The sequence below is a fragment of the Lyngbya confervoides BDU141951 genome, from assembly GCF_000817775.3.
Classification (GTDB): domain Bacteria; phylum Cyanobacteriota; class Cyanobacteriia; order Thermosynechococcales; family Thermosynechococcaceae; genus Lyngbya; species Lyngbya confervoides.
Genome location: NZ_JTHE03000079.1, coordinates 43,064 through 68,391, shown reverse-complemented (window position 1 = coordinate 68,391; position 25,328 = coordinate 43,064). Strand labels below are relative to the sequence as shown.

Sequence of the window (25,328 nt, the reverse complement as noted above, 5' to 3'; positions counted from 1 at the left end):
GGTCACTCAGAAAACAGATCCTCCCTGAGATCTGGAAAAGATCGCTGCTCCGCCATCAGAATTAGGTGAGAGAGATGACAAGATCGAAGCATCTCCTCTGCAGTTTGAAACCGCCGCTGAGGTAGCTTTTCTAAAGCCTTCATTACCAGCGTTTGTAGATGTAGCGGCAGATTTTTAGGAGGTGAAATAGGCTTTGTTAAATGATTCTGGGCAAGCTGGTTGGGCGATCCCAGAAAAGGACGATCACCCGTGAAAGTTTCATACATAATAATGCCCAAGGCATAGAGATCGACTGTCTTAGAATAGGAACCATAGAATCGTTCAGGAGCCATGTAGGCAGGAGATCCTAATCCTTGGTGATCGCCTATATTCTCTCGAAAAGTAACATCAGTGCGTACGCTTCCAAAATCTCCAATCTTCGCAACCTTGCGATCAACCGCATCACTAAGAAAGATGTTCTCAGGCTTGAGATCGCAATGAAAAACATCAACGCAATGAAGATAGTGTAGTCCCTGGAGAATATCAATCATGAGCTCCAGCTTGGTCAGAAGCGATAGGGGCTCTGGACTCGCGATGACATCTCGAAGCGTACCTCCATCGCAATATTCCATAATAATATAGCGTGTGGCGGGGCCATACTCGACCCCAACCAAGCTCAGTAAGTTCGGATGCTGTAAACGAGATAAGACTTGTATTTCGCGGATGAAATCACGGGTCGAAAAATGATTGAGGCTGAGCTCTTTGATTGCGACGACTTGTCCCGTAGCTAAATCCTGACCCCGAAACACCTGACCATACTGCCCCCGGCCTATCACTTCGAGAACTTTATATCGCGCTAATAGCATGGGAAACATCCCAAAGATAAAGGTATCGTTTCCTCCTTGGAGATCTTTTAGACCTCTAGATATCAGCACTCAAGAGATCCATCGCTGAGATCAGCACTGCTTTAGGGCAAAGGAGAGAAATACCTGGTGGTTACTCATTAACTGAGCATGAATTCCAGGATTAGACTGTAAAAGGAAACTAAGTCTGCTGCTATTCACCAAATAGAACGTTAACGCTCGCATACCTTGCGTTTTCTGAAGAAGGTGAGCTGGTAGACTTCGGCGAATCTGAAAAGGAATCCAGGCTATGAATGCTAGCGGCTTTATCTTTGGCCTGTTGATAATTGCCCAGATCACCTGCTTCAAAAAAGTATTTTGCGGCCAAGTTCAAATCAATCAAGGCAGATTGCTTTTGGCCAATAGCAAGTTTTACGTTTCCTCGACGAAAATAAGCCCACGCATAGCTAGGAGACATTTCAATAGCTTGAGTAAAGTCTGAAATTGCAGACTTAAAATGTCCTAGATAATCTTGATTAACACCCCGATTAAAATACATCTCTGCCGAAGCTGAGTTTTGGTCTAGATTCCCCGCGGCAATAATCTCCTTGAGGGTATCCAGCGTTCTCTCGAAATGCTCAAGTTTTTCCGGAAGATTATCCGGGAGCCTAGAGTTCACCCTCTCCTGAAATCCAAGATATTCTTGCTCGTTGCGCTCAACGTTACCTTTGATTCCACGCAGCTCCGTTTGGTTTTCGTGAGCCTCAAGCTGTAGTTTCTCTAAATGAAGCTGATTATGGTGAGATAATGAATCCACCCTTTCAATTTGGTCGCTTAACGTAGACCCCAGCCTATGGCGGTTGAATAACTGCAGTACAAACATGAGCGACAGCGGAAGAGTAGCCAGCGCAGCTTGCTGAGTTACGAGGGAGGCTATTGTACCCCCTACAATACCAACGTAGGAGACGCTATCAATTACGAGGGGCAGCTTAGAAGACGGTTTATCCTTGAGATTAGGTGATATCTTAGTCATTTATTTATCTCCAAAGTATAGAAAAATGGCCCTTGCAATCAGCCGATCAGAGATTGACTCACAGCCAAAGCGGATTTTATCGTTTCAAATTCCGTTGTGCTTAGACGTTGTTCCAGCACTCGTCGTTCAGCTTGGCAAAGAATACTCGATAATCTTTCTACCCGCTGTGCCTTCATGATAGTGCTGAGCCAAATTAATAGACCATCCCGAAGGCGGTCAATATCAGCAATCAGTAGGCTAGCCGCAATATGGCGTAACAAGAACTTGCGATCGCGTCGACCGACCGCCTGCATGTCCTGATTGTCTCGATAGAAGGCATGAGCATCAATCTCTATAGCTGTAGCTTGTATGTCATCGAGCAGAGACTCTTCCTCATTTCGAATTTTTTCGTAGGTCTTAATTCGATTCTGAGCAGACTCAATAAAGACATGGATAAAATCAAGCTCAGACTCTGTGGCATATCGCCCCTCAGTTTCAAGGGCCAATTGCTTAAACTGCTTTAGCATGGTACTTCAATCACTATTTGGGTAAAATGTCTACGTTAGATATTAGAGGCTTGATTGAGATAATCCGTAAACTTGTCTCGAACATTACCTAACTGACTAATCATCGATCGGGTGATAAGCTTGCGTTTTTCCACAAGAATCTCCCCCGACACTGGATGTAGAATGTCCTCTTCTGCCCGTTGCCCAATCATAGATTCAAAATTTGTGCTTTCAGTAACGTACAAACCTGAGGGAACTTGAACAACAACCCCGTCTCCCTGAATGAGGGCTTGGCAGGCAAGGCGAGATTCAGCATTACAACTGGTTACAACGCCTAAGGTTCGCTTCTCTCGGGAACTTAGGGGTGACAAGTTGTCCATACCTTCCCGTACAAAGACATGGCACGTTGCACACAAGCCGCGACCTCCACATCCTTGAACCATCTGAATATTTTCATTATTTAGCGCAGTTAGAAGGTTCGCGTTAGTCGCAACAGCAGACTCAACCCCAATGGGCTCAAGGATAACTAGTTTACTCATGGGTAGCGAATAATCATTTGATATTGAGATTTCCTTAAGTAGATCAAGAGTAAGTTCATCACACTTGATTTGGGCATAACCGTTCCATAATCGTGTGGTAGTTGTAGCCCTCCTCAACCAAGCTTGCAATAGTTTTGGCCTTTTCAGCTACCGACACTATAAAGTAATAACTATCTTGGTCTGTTGATGCTCCCGAGACTTGGACCGCCTGAAGATCTTGACCCGCCAACTGACTGAAGAATCCACCAAAGAATCCAATTTCTATATCACAAGATACAGAATCTTGTTGAAGAAGATAGGTTTCTGAAACTGCTCCCTGCACTTCCAAAACAATGAGTCCGTACTGATAGCCGTCAAACCTGATTTTTATTTTTCCCCATCCAAGGGTTGACCAGCATTGCTGAAAGCACTGCACAAACTGGAGCATGGTCAAATCCCTAAGCGGAGTTTGATAATATTCACCCACTTCTTCTAGAAATCGGCGATAGAATGACTTCCCCCACCACCGACCACATTGTTGTTGAATAAGCGATTTAGCAGGCCCGACTTCATCATCTAGGGTTCGGTCTATGGCTTTAAAGAGAGTATCCGGGAGAGCTAGCAACCGCGATCCCATACGAGTTTCCAGTAAGCCCAGTTCAATCTCGCCATGAATGTAGGTGGCGGGTGCAAAGGGATTCCCTTTTAGTGGAGGAGCTTTGAGTAATTCAGCGACATCAATCATATCTGAGCCTCTTAATATAACCTATTGGACATATAGCCTATTGGATAACAGTGACTGGCTAGAGTTGGCAAATAGAGATTCATCTAACCGCTGTAGATAAGGTTGAATAGCAGGAACTAGATCCTTCGATAAAACTTCAAGAACAACCTCATTTAAAGTCTCAAATATCAACCGATCTAGAAACTGTACTTTACGCATCTGAACTATTTCCTTAAACCATCCATTCAGCTGCTGATCTAGATAGTCGATATTACTCATTAGCATTGCCATGGAGCAGTAGCGAAGCAAGGACATCCACTGAAGAATCGATTCACCAAGATCTATGCTGTCTTCGTGTGGATGTTCATTTTGAACTTCATCAGCAATAATATGAAAAATATGCATTTCTTGATCCCTGAGTCGCTTATATGCTGTCAGAGACCTTTCCAGGTTTGAAATACAGTCACTATACTGGTTAATCTCCTGGGAAGATAAATACCGATCTTCTGCCTGATACAGAAATTGTTCAAGTTGAGTATGCATAAAAATCTAAAATAAATCTGAAAGATCTTGAAGGTTAAATTGCTGAGTAGAAGTTTGAAGTTCCGCTTGAGGCGTCTCAGTCATTGACTGCGCCCCGCCAGAAAAAGGCCGATGCCAGCTAAAAGCCTGTAAGCAGTCTCCGAGACTATCTGACCAAGAGAAGACTTTTTGGCCCGAACTTTTATCTCCCAAAGCAGTCTCTAGCCATAGACCTAGAGCAAAAAACTCAGCCACTGTTTGGGTATGCCAAGGCAAATTTCTGGAATCTTCTTGGCTTTGCTCAATAAGGCCATGTCCCTGCCAATTGATGCGACGAAAAAAATCCTGTACTGTAAAGGAATGCCATGTTGATATTGTCATCACTTCAGATACTCTCCGCTCACTAGGCGTTTTTCAATATCTCTAGCAGTGGCACCCTCATTCTGCCAAAATGTGGCTGCATCAATCTTCTCTTTGCGACCCAGCAAAAATCGACAATAGGTTTCTCCCATCGCATAGCACTGAATTTCGATGCAGCCCAAGTCTTTGTTCACAATCTTGCTAAAGAAGCCTGCAAACAGTCCGGCATAAAGATGGCATACAGGTTTACCCACATCACCCAAAGTTCTAGCAACTGCAGAGTCAAAAATGTTGACAAACATAAATCCGTTTCTTTGATCACTGAGGTCAATTTCCCAGTTGCCCCATCCTTGACTTGTAAAAGGCCACCACCAAGCCTCGAATAAAAAAGAAGGATGAGTTTCTTGGATTGAGACTTTATATTCAGTTTCAAACCAGCTCTTAAATAATTCAGTGTCTTGATATCCCCACTCTCGACCAATATTGTAAAGCAATACCGTTGAGGCACTACCCACTTCTTTTTCAAGTCCTTCAATCAATGCTACGATGAAATCTTCTGTAGCTATGATGTTTCTTGCACCATTCCAATCTGTAATCGTTCCACTCTGAGGATTATGCTGAAAGAAATCTTCAAACTTATAATGATTTTTTTTGTGCGGATATCGCTGCTTTAGAGAATGAAAGCTATCTTGAAATTCAATATGTTCATTTATTTTATTTGGGGTTGATACAATCACTCTTATAACTCCTTGGGGTAATCACAAACTATCATTGCCGTAGCTTGTCTAGTAAAACAAGAGGCCTTTACCTCTATTTAGCCTTGCCTCTGTTGTAAATTGTTATTCATTGTTAATAAAAATAGGCATGAGTATTAACCAGAATAGAAAGGAATTCGTTCTCTAGCCAGAAATCTTGAAAAATTTATTCCTGAGGAAGTGCTTAAATATTCAGTCATGAAAGCTGTACTTCTATATTGCCCAAAATTAGTAATTTAAATCCATTAGACTCCTAAAATTTTTTGCTCACACTCTCCATGGAATCTATCCATTCACTGCCTTTCCTTTCTCCACTATTTTGAGGCTCCAACACAATGGGTAATCTGATTTCAACTTCTGTAAAATTGTTGTCACAGCGGATTTCAAAACATCCTTGATGAATTTCTGCAAGTCTCTTTGCAATAGGTAGTCCTAACCCGATATAGCTCTGTCCTTGCAATCGATGGCTCAGAGGTTTGCAAGTTGCTATGGCATTCACTTGAGTACCAGAAAGACCTTGACCTTGATCAGAAATTAGGATTTTTAAATCTCCAGAGTCAACAGAACTTTTTACTTGAACGATGCTTCCAGGAGACGAAAATTTAAAGGCATTATCCAAAACTTCTTCAATAATCTTTACGAAATTTGCCTCCAAAATTTGGATTTTTGCCGATTGAAGATCTAGAAGCAAATCTTCACTTCTCTGAGCTTCAAGTGCCTTTATACTAGAGATTTCACGAATCACCCGCGAAGTTTCTATAGTGCTCCAGCCTTTAATGGCCTTTGCCTGCTCAGAATCATGCCTAGCGATTTCTAATAAGGAATAAAATAAGAAATTTTGAATAATTCTCTCTAGCTGTACACTGGAGTCTATACATTCCTGTAGTTTTTCCCTCATCGGCAGAGGCAGTATAATATCGGTAGTCCCCTCAAGCTGCTCAAGAAATAGTCGCACATTTCCTAGTGGAACCAAGAGTTCTGCAGGTAGCGAGCTCGTAATACTATTTCGAATGTTATTGACCTTTTTTCGAAATTTTTTCTGGATCTTAGCGTTCTTATCCAAGCGAGAGAATACACTTTCAAGAAGTTCATCCCTGTTAAACGGCTTGGCTAAATAGTCGTCTGCACCTAGGTTCATGGCTAACCGGATATCGTCCCGTTCCGCTTTTGCCGTGAGAAAAATAAAGGGAATGGTATTGGTTCTAGGATCCTCGCCTAACTCCATCTGAACCTCATAACCATTCAGGACGGGCATCATAATATCACAAAAAATTAGGTCAGGAAGAAACTCCCGGGCTAGTCTAACTCCAACCTCTCCATTCTCAGCTTCAATAGTCTTAAATCCCTCAAATTCTAGGATTTTAAGAATATTTGCACGAACGGATTGTTCGTCTTCGATAACTAGAATTTGTTTCATCTACAGGTCCTTTACTCAATTATGCGCTCAAATCGATATGAGTGAACTGGGCAGTTCTGAATACATCTGGGCTATGCCAATACTGATAACTGGAGCGGTAAAATCACTGTAAAGGTTGATCCTAAACCTACCTGGCTTTGCACCATTACGCTTCCCTGATGAATTTCCACGAGTCGTTTAACAATTGAAAGGCCAAGCCCAGTCCCTGCTATACTTCCCACATTTTCTGCTCTGAAGAATGACTGAAAAATTTGCTGAAGTGAATCTTCGGGTATGCCGATTCCAGAGTCTTGAATAGAGAATTGGACAGAATCTTCACGGAAAGCCACTTTAAAATTTATTGTGCCCCCTTGGGGAGTATACTTAACAGCGTTTGCGATCAAGTTAGAAAAGATGTGTCGGAGTATCTTCTCATCCATTTCGACAGGTGGCATCGCTCTATCCCCAAATTCAAGGGAAAGGCAGTGCGATGTTTTTATGTTTTGCCGAAATTCCTGAACTAGCTCACGACAGAAGTCAATCAGGTCAAGAGATTTTGGGTTGAAGGAAGTTTTTCCAGCTTCTGACTGACTCATTAGTAGGACATCGTTCAACAGACTGGTCATCCGTTGAACAGCTGTTCTAATTTGTCCAAATAAGGCCTGTTTATCCTCTGGGTCTGAGCAGTGATCATAGTATTCCAGCAAATCTACCGAAGAGAGAATTGTGGTAAGCGGCGTCCGATATTCATGGGAGACCATAGATACAAATCGGGTCTTTAGCTCATTCAGTTCTCTTTCTCGATTCAGGCTCTTCAGGATTTCCTCTTCTGCATTTTTACTTTTACTGATATCAATAATGTAGGCGATTACACCGACCGGCTTTCCCTGATCGTTGTTTAAGGTAGAAAGTGACAGACGAGCAGGAAAAATATGGTTATGAATAGTCTTTAAAGATAGTTCAAGTTCATACTGACCATGAGTGAGGAGAGGTGGAAGAATGACCTGGTCAAATTCAAGCTGATCCTCGTCGGCCATTAGCTCTGAGAAAGATTTCCCAAGGATATGCTCTGACAGATATCCGAACTGCTTGACGGCACCACAATTCCATCGGTTAATCTGACCCGATAGATTTAAGATTAAAACCGAGTCATGAATTTGGTCTATAATTTGAGCCTGGCTCTGTAGGAGTAGTTCAAACTCTTTACGTTCCGTTATATCCCGTTGAATGGAGATCCAATGGGTGACCTCACCCTCCTCATTGCAAAGGGGGGTAATACTAATTTCACCCCAAAACTCTGTTCCCTCCTTCGTATAGTTCAACAGCTCCACTTGAATAGGTTGCCATGACTCTAAAGCCTTGCGGATTCTGCTGCGAGCTTCGCAGTCGGTCTTTGGGCCTTGTAAAATCCGTGGCGTTTGACCCACTATTTCATCCCTTGAATAGCCAGTCATTCGGGTAAAAGCTTGATTGACATAGATAATCTCGGGTCCAGGGAGATCAAAGGGTTCAGCTTTAGTAATGACTACTGCATCATTAGCGTTAATGGCAACCGATTCTAAGAGCCGAAGCTGCTCCTCTGCTTGCGTTCGATGCCAATTCGCTAGTTTTGCACGAATTTTATCCATTGCAGGATAATTTCGTTCTGTAATCTCGTAGCAAACTGAGAAATATTGAGAAGGATCTCCTGTCTCTCCGAGTATGGGAATAATTACTGTATCAACCCAGTATAAGGAGCTGTCTTTTGCTCGATTTTGGATCTCACCTTTCCAGACATTGCCTTGAGAAATTGTCTGCCACAACTGTTGAAAGAATATCCTTGGGTGATAGCCCGAGTTTACGATACTATGGTTTTTCCCCAACAGCTCATAAGGTGCATACTTAGAAATTTGACAGAATCTATCGTTGACATAGGTAATGTAACCTCTAGCATCGGTAATTGCGATAGCTGCAAACTGATCCAGAGCGTATTTGATATTTGCAATTTCTCGTTTTAGGTTTTCATTTTGATTGCTCAAGCTTTGGTAAAGATGGCTTAACCCTAACTGATACTCAATTCTAGATATTGTTTCAGAAATAATAACTGGCTTAGATAAATAATCCGCAGCGCCAACATTAAAAGCCTGGACCTTATTTTGAGGATCCTCTAGGGAACTGATAAATATAATTGGGATATGCTGTAAACCTGGGATCGCCTTTATTGCTTCACAAACTGTATAACCATCCATGTCAGGAAGAAGAATATCCAGCAAGACTAGATCTGGCTTCTTTGTACAGGCAGACTGTATGGCTATTTCTCCTGAGAGCGCCATGCAAACTTCATAGCCTTGGAGGGAGAGAATTTTATTCAGGACGGCTAAGTTTTCGGGAATATCGTCAACGACTAATATACTTGCCTTTGTGGGCTCTGCCAGGTTTTTATACATTATAAATAAATCTATCTTTCAAAGGGTTAGTGACCGCATATAGATCTCAACAGATAAGCTAATCAGCAGTATACAAAACAGCTTTCGACTAAAAAGACTACTCTTAAGTCACCAAATAATTATTAAAAATATAGATTCTTTCTGGCAACAGTAGGATGCTAATCTAGTTAAAATTTTGATCCGTTTATTAAACTAATCTAGCCCTAAAAAGGACTAGGAAGGCTTTGGTAAACTAGATCATGTGATCCCTACCATTAGTGGATTATGGTTCAATTTTTTGTGATTTTTTGCTTGAGGACTGCAATATCTACCTACTTAAGGCATGCTTGGCTAGATATCCAGTTTTATATAAAACCAGTTGAATTCAGATTTTTAACTATGGAATGTTCCACCATGCTAATCTTGATCTGTATAGCCCAGTACGTATAAAATTTTGAGTTCGATTTTCTCGGATTCCCGTGGAAGCTTTTGCTTACAATAAACTTGATAAGTATTCACTAGTGATTCTAACTGTTTTGCACAAATTAGTTGATCTTCAGGTTTATAATGCAACCGTTCAAGCAGCTGATCAATTTGAATTTTTTTTGCATTGATCTCAGGTTTTCCTAACTGTTTTTGGTTAATCCTGTCTTCATATTTTATCAGTATTTTTCTTATCCAATATTTCGTCATTAACGGTATTTCTGGACTCTTAATCATGACAAGCTGTCCTCTCAATCCTTTAAATGCATATACTTAAATGAGCAAATCCCCAAATAAACTTTCTTCTTGTCCCGTGACTGCGCCTTCTCCGTGCAGGTAGTCGGAAGTATAAATCGATATGATTTTTCTATACTTCTCATTAATTCCTTCCTTTTCAAATCGTTCTGGCATATCATTGACAACGCCATAGCAGAGTTTCATAAAGCTCTGTGTCCATTTTCTCAAGGCTAAAATCCCTAAGGGATTGATAGAGTCACTAGGCTGACCTGAGTAGCTGATTTCAGCAGAATATCTAATCGTAAAGCTGCTGAGGTATTTATCTTCTGGCTTTGCGAGATTCCAGTAATTGGAAGTGATTTTTGTACCCAAGTAGCGAGCCACAAACCTGCTCAGATCGTTCAATGCTGTGAGTACTTCATCGATAGAAAGATTTTCCTGCGTAAAATCTGAATCTCTTTCATTTGATTTTCCATTAGATTTTCCATTAGATTTATCGCTTGCTATTCTCTCTCTCGTTTCAGTGCCTACATGCTGTCCCAGTATCGAACGTTTGGTTGAGAGTTCCTGAAAATACTGAAGTGACAAAGCGATATCCTCACGAAGCTTTCTTTGTAGTTGCTTCGCTCGGAATGACTTAATGACATTATTTTCATGTAATACCAAGGTTAGGAAATCATGTTTCTCATCTAATGGGTACAGATAAAGATAGTAGTTGGAGATAGGCATCTCAACGGGATCGCCATCTACAGAAATTTTATCCGTTGTTAATAGAATCTCTTTCAAGCGCCCCATCAAGCGTATTTTCTCTGAACAGCTATTGAGCTGGTTATCAAGAAAAAGATACTTCGGTTTTTTGTCTTGACAAAGTGCTACTCCTAAAACGACGGGTATTTCGAGGTAACTCCTTAAGTAAGAATCAAGATGCATATCTTTAAAGCCAAATAGCTTTTAATGGTTATAATTCGTGTTTATAGCCTGAAATGGCGGCTATTCGGTTATCCAGACTGTTTTTATACAATCATCTCTTTTTATAGTCGGCTTAAAAGGCTTGACAGTTTGTTTAATCTAGAAATATGGCTTTGTTGCATAATGACTCTACTTTTCGCCTGAAAGCCTAGTTTTGCAACGGTTTCTTAATCAAGCAGCTCAATTGACGATCCTTGATATACGGAGATTCCAGGTATTCATGCAATAAAGCCCTAAAGTATAAGTTTTCTCCTTTCTTCCAAACGCCAATCTTTACTCCTCAAGTGCGGGTCTAAGCAATCAATCGCCAAAATGATGTCTAGGGTCGGAGGAGGTTCTAGCGGTCTGTGGATTCCTATTGTCAATAGGTTGGAAATTCCTTCTCTTCCCCGTATTTTTCCGGTTTATCTTGTACTATTCGGGAATTGCAGGGGAAAACAGTCAACTGTAGTAGTTAATCCTGCTACCTTCCTTACAGGACGGCGGGCAATGGGGCAATCGCAATTAATTATGCTGGATTTCGTTGCCTTGCTTGATTTGACTGAAGAAGCCTGAGTTCTCAGAGTTCAAATCTACATACTGCCCGAACAAGTCTTTTGCCAGCTCTTTTGAGCCATGCGGCAGAGAGTCGGGATTGGAACGGCTGACTTTCCCAAGGTGCCTTTGGGGGTCCTTTTGGTGTTTCATTTTAGATCTTCAACACAGGTTTTATTTAAAGTTCCCTGATGCGCTGTATATTTACGTCCACTAGCCCCGATTTATATTAAGAAAAGTGAACCCTCAGGCCTCACCTAGCCGACTTAAAATGAAAGACTGTACACTCCCGTGATTCATCATAAAGGTGTGCAGCGTTTGAATCTGCACCGGGCGATCGCCCGCGTGAATTTTAGTTTCCGAGAGCGCAACGATGCCATCATTGGGCTCAGCGCCAAAGGGACTCAGCCATAGTTGAGGGCCTGCCGTACCGGCAATAATTGTGTAGGGAACCGGTGGCGGGGCCAGATGCCGATAGAATTCAGCACTGGCAAGATTGGCCCCGCACTCGGCGGCAAACCACTGAAAGAGTGGAATGGGCTGGGCGATCGCCGCTAGGCGCGGAGACTGATTCGGCGTCCCCAGCATAATAATATGCTCAGGTCTAGGGCCACTCCAGTCCTGGAGAGCTGATCGGCTCAGAACCCCCCCCAAGGAATGGGCCACGATGGCATAGGGACCCGTGTCAGCAATCTGCACCATCTCCTGCCGTAAGCGGATCACAATGTCGCCATAGGAATGTTGCCAGGCGGCATAGCCAAAGAAATGAGGGAAGTGCCCCCTTCGCCGTAACACCTGACCCACTCCCCCCATGGAGAGCGGGGTACGACCAAGTCCATGGATTAAAAGAACGTTCATGCTGCGGCTTGGGAAGCCCCTGGTCCAATGAGTTCACCCTGGGGTTTAAGTTCACCCTGGGGGTTAAATACATAATAACTGCTCGAAACACAAACAGCCTAAGGGATCCCAGTGACAGCCAAGGATCCTCCTGGTTTCCTCAGAGGAGAGGCCCCCTTGAACTGGGTAGAAAGGAAGTCGGCTAGGCTAGGGGGCGATCCGTCGCCGCAGCAGAGACCTGCCTGCTAATCTGAATATCCTGGGGCTGAAGATCCGGTACCCTTGATCGCTTCGGACGAATCCGAACCAGATAAAATCCACGCTGATCAAAGGGAGAGGTTACCGTTGAAGCTGTAATTTCCTGGGAGAGTACCGGCAGACTGGCCCGGTTGTATCCCGTGAGATAGACCCAATAGTGGGGCAACAGATCGGGCTGCACCTCCACTTGAAGCTGATCGCCCGCCTCCACAAAATCGTATAAAAAGGTGGTATCCGGGTCGCCCACGGGCAAATACTCGCGCTGCACCCAGGCCTGCGGCAGGTACGATCTCAGCCGGAGCATGGGGTAGATGTAATAGTGCAGCGCTCGGTAATACAGGTTGGTGCGCTGGTGCAGGGACTGGTAAACCTGATTGGGATCAGCCGGAACGGCGACCCCCTCAATGGGGTGCTGCCCATCCAGGATCAGGCCGGGCATCGCAGCCTCGGGGCGCAGACCGTAGTAGCGGATTCCCAAAGAATAGCGTCCGGCGGGCAGATCCAGGGTAGCCACATCCTGGGAGTCCAGGGGCTGCAGCCAGCTTAACTGGGTGACCGTTTTAAAGTCTGGATAGCGATAAATGACCATGGTCCAGGACTGGGCACTTCGCCGGGCTGTACCCACCTCAAGGGTGATCTGCTGCTGCAGGGCAAAGGGACCAAGGGTGCCAATGACCCCGTGGGTGTTCCAGCGGGGACCTTTGGTCATCAGCACGGGCAGCGTAATCGGGATGGCTAAGGTGTCCTGGCTCAGCACTCGCCAGGTGGTCGCCCGCTTTGAATTTCGCTGCAGATATTGTTGATAGGCCACGCCAATGATCCACTTATTGAGGTGGAAGAAGATCCAGGAAGCCATTGCCAGAGGCATCTCCCAGAGCAAGCGTCCGGATCTCAGGGATGATGCAGAGGAAGCAGACTGGGTCATGGGGTTGGCTGGGAAGAGGTGAGTCGATCGGCTGCATCAAGGACGCACTGGGCCAGATCAGAGGCGGCATCCAGGGCAATGTTGTGTCCTCCAGGCAAAATAATTCGCTGGGCGTGGGGAAGGGCACTGTGCTGAGCCGCCAGATCCTCGGGACGATTAAAGGTGCTGCGATCGCCATAGACGGCGGTTAGAGGCACGGGAATTTCGCTGAGAATCTTCAGATAGCTCGCTCGCGTCAGGGGTCCCCCCTGCTGAGTCAGGCTCATGCGCGATCGCAAAACCGCGTCCCAGCGCCAGATTAAACCGCTCCCGTGGGGCTTGGTGCCTCGCTCAGCCAGCCGTTGGGCAAAGGGCAGGGATAGGGAAGGAATGGCCTTGCGCAGTCGGTCCACCGCCATGGTCAAGTCCTTCATCACCGTATGCTTGGGTGGGGAGGTGGTGTATTCCAAGAAGGTCTGGATTGCCTCTAGGGCATCCTCCGCCTGGGGCGGACGGGGTAAAACCGGTTCCACCAGAATAAGATGCCGCACCAGCTGGGATCGCAGGCGAGTAAAGATGCCTGCCACCACGGAACCGAGGGAATGCCCAATCACAAACATGGGGCGATCAATCATGCCCTCCACCAGGGTGACGATATCTCCCAAGAAATCCAGCAGATGGTAGCCGCCCCCCGGTCCCACATGGTCCGACTTGCCATGGCCTCTCAGGTCGGGGGCCACCACCCGATAGCCCGCCTCCACCAGCTCCATGGCCACCGGCTCCCAGATTAACCCCTGGTCGAGAATGCCGTGCAGACAGAGAATGGGATCTCCATCCCGAGGACCCCATTCACAAAGACATAGGTCCAGTCCCCGCACATTTAAAACCGATTCTCGCATCGGGGCTGAAGCAGCCGGATCTGGGGCGGGGAGACTCTCCCCGCGGGGGGGACTGACCAGGGCGGGTGTGGGCAGTTCGTAGCCCAACTGCATTGCCAGCTGCTGCGTCTCGGGCCGAAGCGGCTGCGGCAGGTGAATCCGTCGCCATTGATCGGCCAGGGTGGCGTCAATCTGACGATGCTTGAGAAAGTTGGGGTCTCCCACGGACATGGACTGGCGATGCACCCCATCCGTGAGGCGATCGCCCTCATAGGGATGGAGGAGGGTGTCGCGGAAGGGAATCTCCAAAAAGTCACACAGGCCCTTGAGGGCGGTACGGGGATGGGTGACCAGGGTCTCATAGGTGAGGCAATGGAGGCGGTGAGGGTCAATGCGATCGCGAAACTGGAGAATATTTTGGTTGCTCTGGGTCCAAATTTGCTCAGCCACTGAGTAAGGAGACATCCCTGGCGCCCCAATCAGCTTATCCATCCGCAGCTTGACAAAGGATTCAATCATGGCGTAGGGGTGACGCACCAGATGAATGTATTTAGGCTGATCAAAGAGGGCCTCCGCCCGCTGCAGCGTGTCGAGCTGCATGGCATAGGTGGGGGATTTGTCCACCAGGAGGCGATCGCCTGCCAGGGTTTGGAGCTGGCGATAAATCTCGTAGATGGGCGTTTGTTCTTCCTGCCAGCGCTGAATCTGGGCCTGACTCTCTGCGGCACTTAGCTGGCAAAGATCCATTAAGGCCCGCTGCAAGCCTTCCCCCAGATGAGACTCCAAAAGATCCCGTTCCCGCTCAGCCATGGTGCCAAAGGGCAACAGATGCAGCTCTGGGGGAGAAAAAAGGCGATCGTGCCCGGCAAGCATCACCCGCAGCAGCGTTGACCCTGCTCGGGGACTGGAAAGAATCAGAACCGCCCCCGGCAGCTTTTGGGACGGCAGCAGCAGCGAGGTGGATCGCGGGGCCATGGCGCGGGGGATCTCGGCAATCCGGGAGGGGGCCTGGGGCTCAGACGCCTCTGGTGTCAAAGATCCGTGAGTGCTGTGGAACTCTCGGGCCAGATATCGGGCCAGGCTTTCCAGGTGCGGGTGCTCGTAAATTTCTCGGGGATAGACCATCAAATCCAGGTCCTTCTGGATCTGGGCAATGGCGTCCATCACCATCAGAGAGTCTGCCCCCATTTCCATCAGATGATCTTGATCTTGCAGCTGGGCTGCTGGCACCTGCAGGATCCGGGCCAGGGTTTGTTTCAAATACTCCAACAGGACCTGGGCGCTCTGATCGATGGAAAGGCGCTGAAGTTGGTCCAAATCAAGGGGAGATGGGCTTTTGGTGTGTGGCCTGGAGGCCGAATCAAGCACCGCACTGAGGAACGGATGCAGCCCTTGAGTGCCTGGGGCTTGGGATAAGGTGGCCCAGTCCACGATAAAACAGCCAATCTGGGCTGGCACCGTCGATTTTGGATCCCGCGCCGCCCGCAGGAGTAGATCGAGCTGCTGGAAGCCCTGGGTTGGGGTGAGAAACTGCAGGCCAAAGCGCTGGATCGATCGCTGCACCGTGGGCGAGGTCGCCATCCCCGCTTCAGACCAAGGCCCCCAGTTAATGCTCAGCGCTGGCAATCCCTGGCTCTGGCGATAGTGCGCTAGGGCATCCAGACCGGCGTTGGCGGCGCTGTAATGACTTTGCCCTGGGGACCCCAACACAGAGGCCACCGAGGAAAAGCAAACAAAGAAGTCCAGGGAATGGTCCAAACTCAATTCATGTAAGAGCCAGGCGCCCTGCACCTTGGGGGCCATCACCTGTTTCCAATGATCCACCGATAAGTTTAAAAGCGCATGGTCTTCGATCACGCCAGCCGCATGGATGATGCCGAGTAGGGACCGACCCTGGCTAAAAATTTGCCGCCGCAGTTGATCCAGGGTTTGCGCCTGAGCAATGTCGGCCTGAATCACCGTCAGGGCCACCCCTTGCGCCTCTAGCTTGGCTAAGATCCGCTGGGCCTGGGGAGAAGGGGCCGTGCGCCCCACCAGCAGGAGAGCTTGGGCACCCTGGCGAACCAACCACTGGGCCGTCTGTAGTCCCAGTGATCCCAGCCCCCCGGTGATCAGGTACAGTCCTTGCTCGTGGCACAGGGGAAGCTGAGAGGTTAGATCTGTGGGGGGCTTCCAGGGAAGCAAGCGGTCCACATAGCGATCGCCCTGGCGATACACAATGCGCGACTCCGGCTGATGCACGCTGTTGATCTCGGCGACCACCTGGAGCCATTGGGACCGCGGATCCGCCATCTGGATTAAACCGCCCCAGCATTCCGGATGCTCTAGCTGAATGCCTTTACCCAGGCCAGCAAGGGCCGCCAGCCCCAACTGCGCGGGGGGCTCGGAGGCAGGATCAGTGAGCATCCAAAGCCGGGGCTGAGGGGACCGCCAGCCGAGGGCCTCAAGGGCCTGGAGGAGAGCCACCATCGAAAACCCCTGGGCTGTGTCCGGCGCGAGGAGAGTCGCTGGGGATAAGGAACTGGCCTCAAGAATTCCCAGCAGCGGCACGGTGCGATCCAGGCCGCGCAGATCCGCGATCCAATCCTCGCGGCCTCGATTCCCAGAACCGGGGCAAAACTGTAGCGTTTGGTGGGCGGGGAGAACTGCGGCACATGCCTGACCGTGCTCCGGACTGCCCACAAACAGCCACTGTCCGGCTCGGACATCACTGGGCGGACGCCCCAAGGGCTGTAGCGCTACGGTGTAGAAACTGGGCTGAGTGCTGGGCGATCGCTGTCCCAGGGAGGCAAGCCAGTAGCGCCGACGCTGCCAAGGATAGGTGGGCAGGCTCACTCGCTGGCGACCATAGCCCCGGTCCCAGCCCTGCCAGTCAATGTCGTACCCCAAGAGAAACAGCTGCCCTAGACTCTCTTGAATTTGCTGCCAGTCCGATCGGCCTGGACGCAGGCTGGGAAGCCACTGGTGCTGGCCCGCCAAACAGCGTCGGCCCATGCCCGTGAGGGTGGGCTTGGGACCAATCTCTAGAAAAACCGTCACCTTTTGATCTTCAAGGGTTTGCAGGCTTTCCCAGAAGCCCACCGGCGCCAGCACATGCTCACACCAATAATCCGCGGTTGCAATGGCCGCCGTAATGGGCTGACGGGTCACATTGGACACAATTGGAATTTGTGGGGCCTGGTAGTCAATGGCTGCGGCAATTTGGCGAAACTCCGCCAGCATGGGTTCCATCAGCGGAGAGTGGAAGGCTTGGGACACCGGTAAGCGCTTATGCTTAATCCCCTGTCGCTGCAGGTGCGCCTCAAACCGCACCAGCGCTGCTTGCGATCCAGAAACCACCGTGTTTTCCGGGCCGTTATAGGCCGCAATCACCAGCGGTTCTTCCAGATGATCGAGGATCTCCTGCAGGGTCTGGGGCGACTCAAAGACCACCACCATGCCGCCCTCAACCGGCACCGACTCCATCAGTCGGGCGCGGGCTGCAATCAATTTCAACCCTGCGGCTAGGGGAAAGACCCCGGCAATGCAGGCCGCCACGTATTCTCCGACGCTGTGGCCCATGACCCAGTCGGGTTGCACACCCCAACTTTGCCAGAGACGACAAAGGGCGTATTCCAGGGCAAACAGGGCGGGCTGGGTGATGCGGGTTTGATCCAGAATGCCGTTTTCCTGGGCCGCTTCGGAAAACAAACAGTGCAGTAGGGACACGCCGTCAAGCTCAGGACGCAGCAGGCGATCGCATTCCTCCAGGATGGCGCGAAAGTCGGGATGGGTTTCAAACAGCTCTCGGCCCATGTGAGGATACTGTGCTCCCTGTCCGGTAAAGAGAAAGGCCAGGGTGGGTGGCGTCGCATGCGGCACCGGTCCCTGGATCAGCTTGGCCGGGGTGGATGGAAGCGGTGAATCTGGGGAATGGGTCAGCAGGATCTGGGCGTTCTGGACATCGGGGCTGAGGATCACGCAGCGCTCCGTCAGCGGCGATCGCCCCACATTGGCGCTATGGCAGAGATCGGCCCAGGCCTGCTTCCCAAGGCAGGCGGCGTATCGCTGCTTCAGTGCGGTCAGGGCCGCTGGCGTTTTAGCCGAAAGGGTCAACAAATGGAAGGATCGATCGGTGCCGGGCATCGGCCGCGCTGGAGCGGGGCGATCCGGCGCGGCCCCCAGGATGACGTGGGCATTGGTGCCCCCAAAGCCAAAGGAACTGACCCCCGCATAGGGATCCGTTGCCTCCCAGGGTTGCAGTTGGGTGGGAATTTGCAGGGGCGTACCGGCAAGGTTAATCAGGGGATTGATCTGCTTTAGATGGAGGTGGGGCGGAATTTTTCGATGCTGCAGGGCCAAGAGCACCTTAATCAGGCCCGCCATTCCCGCCGCTGCTTCCAAATGTCCAACATTTGTCTTCACCGATCCCAACCAGCAGGGAGGGTTCGCCCTGCGATCGGGCAAAAACACCTGCCTGAGGGCATTCACCTCAATGGGATCTCCCAGGGCGGTCCCGGTGCCATGGGCCTCAATGTAGCTAACTTGCTGGGGCTCAATCCGCGCCTGGGCCAGGGCTTGACGAATTACGGCCTGTTGCGCCAGTCCATTGGGAGCCGTTAGTCCATTGCTGCGGCCATCTTGGTTCATTGCCGATCCGCGAATGACGCCCCAAATCGGATTCCCCTCCCGCTGGGCATCGGTAAGCCGCTTGAGGATCACCACCCCACAGCCTTCGCCTCGCACATAGCCATCGGCTTCGGCGTCAAAGGTTTTACAGGTGCCGTCGGGTGCCAGCATGCCAGCTTGCCGAAAGGTCTCCGTGAGCGCTTCATCTAAAATGACGTTTACCCCCGCCGCCAGGGCGCAGTCACACTCTCCCTGGCGCAGGCTCTGGCTCGCTAGATGAACTGCCACTAGGGAAGAGGAACAGGCCGTGTCAACGGCCAGGGAAGGGCCGTGCAAATCCAACAGGTAGGAAAGGCGGTTGGCGGCCACACTGTGGGCATTGCCTGTTCCTGAATAAACGCTGGCCGCATCATTGGCCTGAAGCTGCGCATAGTCGTTGCTGCTGATGCCCACAAATACGCCCGTTGCCGTTCCCGCCAGCTGGTGGGGCGGCAATCCAGCCTGCTCGAAGGACTCCCAGGCCACCTCTAGTAAGAGGCGTTGCTGGGGATCGAGATGCTCGGCCTCGCGGGGGGATATGCCAAAAAAAGCAGCATCAAAGCCATCTACCTGCCGCAAAAAGCCCCCGCTCATGGGCTGCTGAAAGCGCCGCACCGGCGCAGCCCCTAACATGTCCGGATCAGAAGGCTCCGCAGCAGCTTGCGTGATGGCCGATTGCCCCTGCTCTAGGATCTGCCAAAACGCTTCTAGGGTGTCTGCACCTGGAAATCGACAGGCCATGCCAATCACGGCAATATCATCCATTGCCAGCCCTGGCAGCGGGGACGCCGACGGAGGCGCCTGGGGTTGAGAGGCACAAGTTCCCAGATATTGGGAGATCTGGGCAATGGTGGGGTAGTCAAAGATTAAGGTGGGCGAGAGGGGGCCTATCCAGGGCGATCGCGGGGCCAGCCAGTCCTCTAGATCGGCGGTGAGCCGAACCGCTGCGAGGGAATCCAGGCCAAAGCTGGACAAGGGTTCGCGAATATCCACCGCTTGAGGGCTGAGGTTGAGCTGCTGGGCCAATCGATGCACCAGCCAGTCCTGGATGGCGCGGGTTTCGAGGGACTGTCCTGGGGAAGACAGCGGGGGATCGGATGGCAATGGCAACGAAGAGGAAGATTGGATCTCTGGATCTGAAGCCTGCCACTGGCCTACAACTGGCAAGGATTGATCCAGATATCGTTGCCGACAGGCAAACCGCTGGATTTTGCCACTGGAAGTTTTAGGAATTCCGCCGGTTTTGAGCAGCACAATGGCGGAGGGTTGCAGCTGGTGGGCCTCCACCACTGCCTGGCGAATGGCTCGGGTGACGGCTGCGGAGTCCAACCGGCGCAAGGCCGTACGCTCCACCTCTTGAACAATCACCAGCACTTCCTGGTCTGCCTGTTCCACTGAAAAGGCGGCCACGCAGCCTACCCTCAAGGCGGAATGAGCCGTTTGCACCGTGGCCTCAATGTCCTGGGGATAGTGATTGCGGCCCCGAATAATGATTAAATCCTTCAGTCGCCCAGTGACGTAGAGATCCCCTTGCTGCAAAAAACCCAGGTCGCCGGTTCTCAGGAAGGTTGGGCTAGAGGGGTCGGATCCCTCAATGGAGGCAGCAAAGCTCTCCTGGGTTTGCTGGGGTTGGCCCCAGTAGCCCTGGGCCACACTCTCACCGGCAACCCAAATTTCACCAATCTGTCCCTCGGGCAAGGCGCGATGGGTTTTAGGATCCACAATGGTCACCCTCAAGCCCAATAAAGGGTGACCACTGCTGACTAGGGTTTTGGACGGCACATCCTCGGAGGCCGGCTGGATCTGGTTTTGGGTTAGGGCCGCCTCCGAAACCGTGCAGCGCACCGGGCGCTGCCACCGCTTTGCCCCGGAGACAATCAGTGTGGTTTCCGCCATTCCGTAGCAAGGAAAGAAGGCTTCCCGCTGAAATCCGCAGCAGGCAAAGGTTTCGGCAAACAAATCCAGGGTCTCGCTGCGGATCGGCTCGGCTCCCGAAAAGGCCAGGGTCCAAGAACTTAGGTCAAGCTCAGATCGCTGCTCGGGCTTAATTTGCTTCGCGCACAGCTCATAGGCAAAGTTGGGGGCACCGCTGGTGGTGGCTTTGACCTTGGAGATGGCGGCCAGCCAGCGGTAGGGTCGCTGTAAAAAAGCAACGGGCGGAATCAGAACGGTTTTAGATCCAATGAACAGGGGCTGTAAGACCCCGCCAATCAGCCCCATATCGTGGTAAGGCGGCAGCCAGGACACCCCCTGGCTCTCCACCGTATCTTCAAAGGCGTGGTTGATCAGCCGGGAGTTGTGGATGAGGTTGCCATGGGTGATCATGACCCCCTTAGGGCGACCGGTGGACCCAGAGGTGTACTGTAAAAATGCCAGCGCCTCCGGGGTGAATTGGGAGGGCCGCCACTGGTCGGCGGCGTCTAAATCCAGGCAGTCCGTTGGTAAACAGTCGGCTAAGGCTGTGAGATGTGCATCTTGAAAGCGATGGGAAATTGTCTCAAGTAGAGAGGACGAGGTGAGGGCGATGGCTGCCTGGGCGTCTTCAATGATGGTGGTTAGGCGAGACATCATCTGCGCCGAGCGGGGTGGATAGGCCGGTACCGCAGTTACCTGGGCATAGAGGCAGCCCAAGAACCCCGTAATAAAGTCTAAGTTAGGAGCATAAAGCAGCAGGGCCCGCGCACCCGCTAGCTGGCGGGCCTGCAGATGGGCCGCGATCGCCCGAGCGCGTCGATCTAGTTCTCCATAGGTCAGATAATCGGTTTCAGCCTCTCCCTCAGACCAGAAGGAAAAAGCTAGGCGATCAGGATGGGACTGCGCGCGCTCACGCAATAACTCAACAAAGGTGGGGCAGTTGTGCATAGTATCCGGGCAAACAGTCAAACCATCAGGAGCAGATCAACCTTGGGCTGAAGCAATCCCTGCGTGCCAAGCCGTGGATCTTTGCGAAGCCCCGGCCAGCGCCGCCCGACGTGATTAGGGATTGGGATTACAACCGGATTCACTGTCGGTGCAGTCAGATCAATTTGTAACGTATCCTTAATCTTATCCAGTTTACTGCACTCGGCCCATGCTCTCTTGGCCAATGTGGTGGGCGCAACAGCGCCCCTAGGTTTCTGAGGCACTGTTGCGAAAACGAGCCTGGGCGGCCCTGAAGGCTTCCTGCATCGTGTTTTGAATCTTTTGCGGATCGGGGCGGTGGCCGCCCATCAAGTCCCCGAAATAAACGCAGGCCCCTTCTCCTAAGGCCCAAGTGTAAGCCCCAGCCCAGGAAGCTGCTATCACGCTTCCCACCCCGGGCACAAATTTAATCAGCTCTCGACCAATGGCCTGGGCCACAAAGCCCCCGGCAATGGCACTGATCACCCCCCCCGCCTGGGATGGACTCAGGGGCTGACCATACAGTCGGCCCAAAAGCGCCACCAGTGAAACCTGGAGGGAGGTTAGAACCGGCATGGTGGCCAGGGGCAAGGGCACCGCCGCCAGGGTGGCGGCCGCAATGGAAAAGGGGAGGATATAGCGTCGTCCGGCTTCCCGATAGACCGATTCAATCGCATTTCCGGCCTCTGCTTGGTCTAGAAGCTGATGAATCAGCCGAGACTCCGCTTCTGGCAGAAGGGCAGAGAGCGCCTCTACAAAGGCCTCTAATCCATAAAAAGTGGGAGTAAACCCATCGGCCTCTAGGGTAAAGTCCACCAGAACAAAGCGATCTGCTTGCCCCTGGAACTGCGCTTGGAGGGTGGCCACGGCGCGTTCAATCTCAGGATGGAGGGGAGGATAGGGGGGGTGATCGCTCTGGCTCGGTGGATACAGCTCATGGAGACAGGTGGCCACGAGTAAGGTGGGAATCGCGCGATGCTGAGCGCGGATGGATCGAAGCAGCTTTAACAGATAGTCTGTGGCAAAATCATTCACCTTCACGGTGATCAGAATAATTTTGGCACAGGCCTGGCGATCAGCGGTCTGAGGAGACACCCGCATCATCAGCTCCTCCACCATCTTCTCGGGGTCTTCCTGGCCATCCCCAAGGCCTACCGTGTCAGTAAACACCAGCAGGGGGAGATCGCGGGTGGGATAGGTGTAGGTCTGGGTGTGGGTGGTGTGGGGACGAAAGCCCTGGCCAATAATTTCCGGAGTGGCTCCGGTGAGGGCCCGGATCACGGAGCTTTTCCCCGACTGAGGTTTCCCCAGGAGCAGCACCTCGGTGGTGGGGATCTGGGCGCGCACCTGCGCTAAAATTTCGGCGATTCGGGCTTCGTCTACCTGAAACCACTGACGAAGCGCCTCTGGAATGATGTGCAACGCTTGAATGGGCAAATATTCCCCTAATCGTTGGGGAGAAAAGCGTCTAAACTTCGCCCAGGGTTTCATCGTTGGATCCGGGAGACTGGCGATAGAGGGAATCTAGATGCTCGCGTGCATCATCGACGCTCATGGATCGCATTACCAGAAGAGGTTCATTAATGACCCGACCCTCTTCGTCCAGAAGCTCTGGGTGCGACACCGACGACCTCTGACCAGTGGGGCGCGAGGGGGGCCGCCGAGAATCTAAACCCAGAACAAATAGGTTGCGCATTAAGTTGCCAATGGCTAGCACCGCCAAAAACGCAAATGCGATGATATAGAGAAACTGCCACATCATGATTGATCCTCCAGAGCTAGCCGGACATGACCCACGGAAAGCGTGCGTGAGGCTACCCCTACCAAGCTATCACGTTTCACTCTGACTCGAACGCATAATCACCTGCCAACATTGGGTCACCAGTTGATGCCAGTTCATCAAGACCGTGGTTTCCACCCCTGCCTGGGCTCCCATGGCTCCAAATAACGCCTGGGCTGCCGTTACCTCTGCCATCGCCTGATCTAGTTGATGGAGTAAGGCCGCTTGTTCTGTCTCACTGAGAAAATCCACAGTTTGGGTTTGCAGAATGACCTGTGTGCGGCCAAACCAATGCTGAAAATCCTCGAACAGTGGTTCTAAAACTGATTTAAGGAGGGCTTGATCGGGGAGGTCGAAGGGCCGCATAGCAATCTTTTCCTGAGAGAGCAAAGCAATTCTTTCCTCATTTTATACATAGTTCTTAATATCCTGGGGGAGGGCAGCTGCGGAGTCTGCCAGCGAGGAGCTAGTGTTGCCTCTCCCTTGCGGGGGAGGCCCTGGGACGGACTGCAAGCTTGACTGCAAGCTAGGGGGCCGACGGCCCTTAAAATGGAAAAACGCGGCGCGGATATTTTTAGGGGTCGGAGAAGAGGCTTGGACTGGTCGACGCTATCAATAATCGTCATGCCGCCGCTGTTAGGCGGTGTGATTGGGTACTTTACGAATGATCTAGCCATCACCATGCTATTCCGGCCCTATCGGCCTCTAAAGGTGGGGGGGCTGCGCCTGCCCTTCACGCCTGGTTTGATTCCTCGCAATCAAAATCGCCTGGCCCAGAGAATTTCCGACAGTATTATGGGGTCCTTGCTTACCCCGAGTGAGCTGCAAAAAATTACCTTGCGGTTGCTAGCCCCTGAGCGGGTAAAAATGGTGATTCAGTGGCTACTGGAACTGGCTTTGGAGCAGAGCCGTGGTCCCAGTGCCGATTCTTCAGCCCAGGTGTTGGCCAAGGTGCTGCGAGATCTGGTCAACCAGGCTCTTCCGCGCCTGAGCTTGGCCCTGTCTCGCCGGGAATCGTTTTTAAAGAAGCAGCTCAATCAAATTTTTGACGAGGTTCTGCTGGGTCTGCACCTGACGGAGGACCAATCGGAGAAGCTGGCTGACTGGGTGCTGGAGGTGGTTATCCCTCCGGATACCCTGCGTATGATGCTGATTGATTTTTTGACCGATCGCAACATCCAAACCTTGGATCTTGATCTGCGTGAGAAAACCAGTGGCACCTACTGGGTCATTGCAAACTTGTTTGGTGCTCGCAACGCCCTGTTCCGCCTCCGCAGCTACTGCATTGATGATCCGGTGGGCAGCAATCAGCGCATTGCGGAACTGATTGTGGCGCTGGGGATTCGGCGGCGACTGGTGGAGTGGCTCTCGAGTTTTTCGCTTCAGAGTTTGCCCATGAGCACTGTGCGCCAGCTCAGGCGAAATTTTCGGGAGGGGGTGCGCAGCTATGTCCAGGATCGCGGGGCGCAGGTCATTGAAAAACTCAGTCGGTCGGTTGATTGGGATGAGAGCGCCACCATTTTGCTCAACCGGCTGCGATCCTCGGCGGCGGTGGAAGAATCCCTGGCTCTGGTAAGTCAGGATTTGGCCGGTATTCTGGAGCGCTACCTGGAGCGAGATATTGAAAAACTTGTGGCCCAGGCCTTACCGATTTTAAACTTAGATCAGGTGATTATGGATCGGGTGAACGCAACGGCGCCTGAGGATTTAGAAACGGCGATTCAGGGAATTGTGCGCAGTGAGCTAAAGGCAATCGTGGCCCTGGGCGGTATTCTAGGGGTGCTGGTGGGGGTTCTGCAGTCTGTGATTTTGATTTTGCGCTAGCTGGGAATACTTAAAAATACACAACCAACCCGTGACTGGGAAAATCCATCAGCAGTCGTGTTCTGGAGAGTGATGTAG

Annotated in this window: 20 protein-coding genes; 1 reads left to right on the top strand and 19 read right to left on the bottom strand. The window is 50.8% G+C overall.

All coding sequences use genetic code 11. The features are described 5' to 3' along the window. Positions 1–2: 2 nt before the first annotated feature. From QQ91_RS13470 to QQ91_RS13380, 19 genes are all read right to left on the bottom strand, one after another. Positions 3–845: a serine/threonine-protein kinase gene (locus QQ91_RS13470; RefSeq protein WP_166275414.1), complete on the bottom strand. Its 843-nt coding sequence runs from the start codon at positions 843–845 to the stop codon at positions 3–5. A gap of 190 nt (positions 846–1,035) precedes the next feature. After that, positions 1,036–1,854 (bottom strand): tetratricopeptide repeat protein, encoded by an 819-nt coding sequence (locus tag QQ91_RS13465; protein WP_166275412.1) that lies wholly within the window; start codon positions 1,852–1,854, stop codon positions 1,036–1,038. Positions 1,855–1,892: 38 nt separating this feature from the next. Further along, positions 1,893–2,360 (bottom strand): bilin-binding protein, encoded by a 468-nt coding sequence (locus tag QQ91_RS13460; protein ID WP_166275410.1) that lies wholly within the window; start codon positions 2,358–2,360, stop codon positions 1,893–1,895. Positions 2,361–2,395: 35 nt separating this feature from the next. Further along, on the bottom strand, positions 2,396–2,878 hold the full coding sequence (locus QQ91_RS13455; RefSeq protein WP_166275408.1) for a 2Fe-2S iron-sulfur cluster-binding protein: 483 nt from the start codon (positions 2,876–2,878) through the stop codon (positions 2,396–2,398). Between the two features lie 58 nt (positions 2,879–2,936). Beyond that, positions 2,937–3,602 carry a 4-vinyl reductase gene (locus QQ91_RS13450; protein ID WP_166275406.1) on the bottom strand — a complete coding sequence of 222 codons (666 nt, stop codon included), beginning with the start codon at positions 3,600–3,602 and terminating at the stop codon, positions 2,937–2,939. A gap of 21 nt (positions 3,603–3,623) precedes the next feature. After that, positions 3,624–4,124 carry a bilin-binding protein gene (locus QQ91_RS13445; RefSeq protein WP_166275404.1) on the bottom strand — a complete coding sequence of 167 codons (501 nt, stop codon included), beginning with the start codon at positions 4,122–4,124 and terminating at the stop codon, positions 3,624–3,626. 6 nt (positions 4,125–4,130) lie between these two features. Next, a complete protein-coding gene (locus tag QQ91_RS13440; RefSeq protein WP_166275402.1) occupies positions 4,131–4,484 on the bottom strand; it encodes a hypothetical protein in 354 nt (117 codons plus the stop codon). Continuing rightward, positions 4,484–5,200, bottom strand: a complete 717-nt coding sequence (locus QQ91_RS13435) for a V4R domain-containing protein (RefSeq protein WP_166275400.1) — start codon at positions 5,198–5,200, stop codon at positions 4,484–4,486. The genes QQ91_RS13440 and QQ91_RS13435 overlap by 1 nt, the downstream gene beginning before the upstream one ends. A gap of 271 nt (positions 5,201–5,471) precedes the next feature. Next, positions 5,472–6,635, bottom strand: coding sequence for a hybrid sensor histidine kinase/response regulator (locus QQ91_RS13430; protein WP_166275398.1), 1,164 nt, complete (start codon positions 6,633–6,635; stop codon positions 5,472–5,474). 71 nt (positions 6,636–6,706) lie between these two features. After that, positions 6,707–9,040 carry a PAS domain S-box protein gene (locus QQ91_RS13425; protein WP_166275396.1) on the bottom strand — a complete coding sequence of 778 codons (2,334 nt, stop codon included), beginning with the start codon at positions 9,038–9,040 and terminating at the stop codon, positions 6,707–6,709. A 396-nt stretch (positions 9,041–9,436) separates the two neighbouring features. After that, positions 9,437–9,739 carry a hypothetical protein gene (locus QQ91_RS13420; protein WP_166275394.1) on the bottom strand — a complete coding sequence of 101 codons (303 nt, stop codon included), beginning with the start codon at positions 9,737–9,739 and terminating at the stop codon, positions 9,437–9,439. A gap of 36 nt (positions 9,740–9,775) precedes the next feature. Next, on the bottom strand, positions 9,776–10,669 hold the full coding sequence (locus QQ91_RS13415) for a hypothetical protein (RefSeq protein ID WP_166275392.1): 894 nt from the start codon (positions 10,667–10,669) through the stop codon (positions 9,776–9,778). Positions 10,670–11,212: 543 nt separating this feature from the next. Beyond that, positions 11,213–11,395: a hypothetical protein gene (locus tag QQ91_RS13410; RefSeq protein WP_201277106.1), complete on the bottom strand. Its 183-nt coding sequence runs from the start codon at positions 11,393–11,395 to the stop codon at positions 11,213–11,215. A gap of 93 nt (positions 11,396–11,488) precedes the next feature. Then, positions 11,489–12,100 carry an esterase/lipase family protein gene (locus tag QQ91_RS13405; protein WP_166275390.1) on the bottom strand — a complete coding sequence of 204 codons (612 nt, stop codon included), beginning with the start codon at positions 12,098–12,100 and terminating at the stop codon, positions 11,489–11,491. 181 nt (positions 12,101–12,281) lie between these two features. Beyond that, entirely contained in the window at positions 12,282–13,262 is a 981-nt protein-coding gene (locus QQ91_RS13400) for a DUF6208 family protein (protein ID WP_166275388.1), read from the bottom strand. Next, positions 13,259–21,628, bottom strand: a complete 8,370-nt coding sequence (locus QQ91_RS13395; protein ID WP_166275387.1) for a type I polyketide synthase — start codon at positions 21,626–21,628, stop codon at positions 13,259–13,261. Before QQ91_RS13395 ends, QQ91_RS13400 begins: the two co-directional genes overlap by 4 nt. Before the next feature lie 246 nt (positions 21,629–21,874). Continuing rightward, positions 21,875–23,137, bottom strand: coding sequence for a YcjF family protein (locus QQ91_RS13390; protein ID WP_166275385.1), 1,263 nt, complete (start codon positions 23,135–23,137; stop codon positions 21,875–21,877). Next, positions 23,115–23,408 carry a DUF2973 domain-containing protein gene (locus tag QQ91_RS13385; RefSeq protein ID WP_445974543.1) on the bottom strand — a complete coding sequence of 98 codons (294 nt, stop codon included), beginning with the start codon at positions 23,406–23,408 and terminating at the stop codon, positions 23,115–23,117. The genes QQ91_RS13390 and QQ91_RS13385 overlap by 23 nt, the downstream gene beginning before the upstream one ends. A gap of 69 nt (positions 23,409–23,477) precedes the next feature. Continuing rightward, complete coding sequence (locus QQ91_RS13380) at positions 23,478–23,792, bottom strand: DUF2605 domain-containing protein (RefSeq protein WP_166275383.1); 315 nt, start codon at positions 23,790–23,792, stop codon at positions 23,478–23,480. Between the two features lie 258 nt (positions 23,793–24,050). Between QQ91_RS13380 and QQ91_RS13375 the strand changes: the two genes are divergently transcribed. Continuing rightward, positions 24,051–25,250: a DUF445 domain-containing protein gene (locus tag QQ91_RS13375; protein ID WP_201277105.1), complete on the top strand. Its 1,200-nt coding sequence runs from the start codon at positions 24,051–24,053 to the stop codon at positions 25,248–25,250. Positions 25,251–25,328: the final 78 nt, after the last annotated feature.

What these genes read in the sequence shown, in the direction of transcription:
- QQ91_RS13445 (WP_166275404.1), bottom strand. Translation starts at nt 4,124, where the DNA reads ATGCATACTCAACTTGAACAATTTCTGTATCAGGCAGAAGATCGGTAT.
- QQ91_RS13465 (WP_166275412.1), bottom strand. Translation starts at nt 1,854, where the DNA reads ATGACTAAGATATCACCTAATCTCAAGGATAAACCGTCTTCTAAGCTG.
- QQ91_RS13420 (WP_166275394.1), bottom strand. Translation starts at nt 9,739, where the DNA reads ATGATTAAGAGTCCAGAAATACCGTTAATGACGAAATATTGGATAAGA.
- QQ91_RS13425 (WP_166275396.1), bottom strand. Translation starts at nt 9,040, where the DNA reads ATGTATAAAAACCTGGCAGAGCCCACAAAGGCAAGTATATTAGTCGTT.
- QQ91_RS13450 (WP_166275406.1), bottom strand. Translation starts at nt 3,602, where the DNA reads ATGATTGATGTCGCTGAATTACTCAAAGCTCCTCCACTAAAAGGGAAT.
- QQ91_RS13440 (WP_166275402.1), bottom strand. Translation starts at nt 4,484, where the DNA reads ATGACAATATCAACATGGCATTCCTTTACAGTACAGGATTTTTTTCGT.
- QQ91_RS13375 (WP_201277105.1), top strand. Translation starts at nt 24,051, where the DNA reads ATGCCGCCGCTGTTAGGCGGTGTGATTGGGTACTTTACGAATGATCTA.
- QQ91_RS13390 (WP_166275385.1), bottom strand. Translation starts at nt 23,137, where the DNA reads ATGAAACCCTGGGCGAAGTTTAGACGCTTTTCTCCCCAACGATTAGGG.
- QQ91_RS13380 (WP_166275383.1), bottom strand. Translation starts at nt 23,792, where the DNA reads ATGCGGCCCTTCGACCTCCCCGATCAAGCCCTCCTTAAATCAGTTTTA.
- QQ91_RS13400 (WP_166275388.1), bottom strand. Translation starts at nt 13,262, where the DNA reads ATGACCCAGTCTGCTTCCTCTGCATCATCCCTGAGATCCGGACGCTTG.
- QQ91_RS13385 (WP_445974543.1), bottom strand. Translation starts at nt 23,408, where the DNA reads ATGATGTGGCAGTTTCTCTATATCATCGCATTTGCGTTTTTGGCGGTG.
- QQ91_RS13395 (WP_166275387.1), bottom strand. Translation starts at nt 21,628, where the DNA reads ATGCACAACTGCCCCACCTTTGTTGAGTTATTGCGTGAGCGCGCGCAG.
- QQ91_RS13460 (WP_166275410.1), bottom strand. Translation starts at nt 2,360, where the DNA reads ATGCTAAAGCAGTTTAAGCAATTGGCCCTTGAAACTGAGGGGCGATAT.
- QQ91_RS13405 (WP_166275390.1), bottom strand. Translation starts at nt 12,100, where the DNA reads ATGAACGTTCTTTTAATCCATGGACTTGGTCGTACCCCGCTCTCCATG.
- QQ91_RS13455 (WP_166275408.1), bottom strand. Translation starts at nt 2,878, where the DNA reads ATGAGTAAACTAGTTATCCTTGAGCCCATTGGGGTTGAGTCTGCTGTT.
- QQ91_RS13470 (WP_166275414.1), bottom strand. Translation starts at nt 845, where the DNA reads ATGCTATTAGCGCGATATAAAGTTCTCGAAGTGATAGGCCGGGGGCAG.
- QQ91_RS13430 (WP_166275398.1), bottom strand. Translation starts at nt 6,635, where the DNA reads ATGAAACAAATTCTAGTTATCGAAGACGAACAATCCGTTCGTGCAAAT.
- QQ91_RS13415 (WP_166275392.1), bottom strand. Translation starts at nt 10,669, where the DNA reads ATGCATCTTGATTCTTACTTAAGGAGTTACCTCGAAATACCCGTCGTT.
- QQ91_RS13410 (WP_201277106.1), bottom strand. Translation starts at nt 11,395, where the DNA reads ATGAAACACCAAAAGGACCCCCAAAGGCACCTTGGGAAAGTCAGCCGT.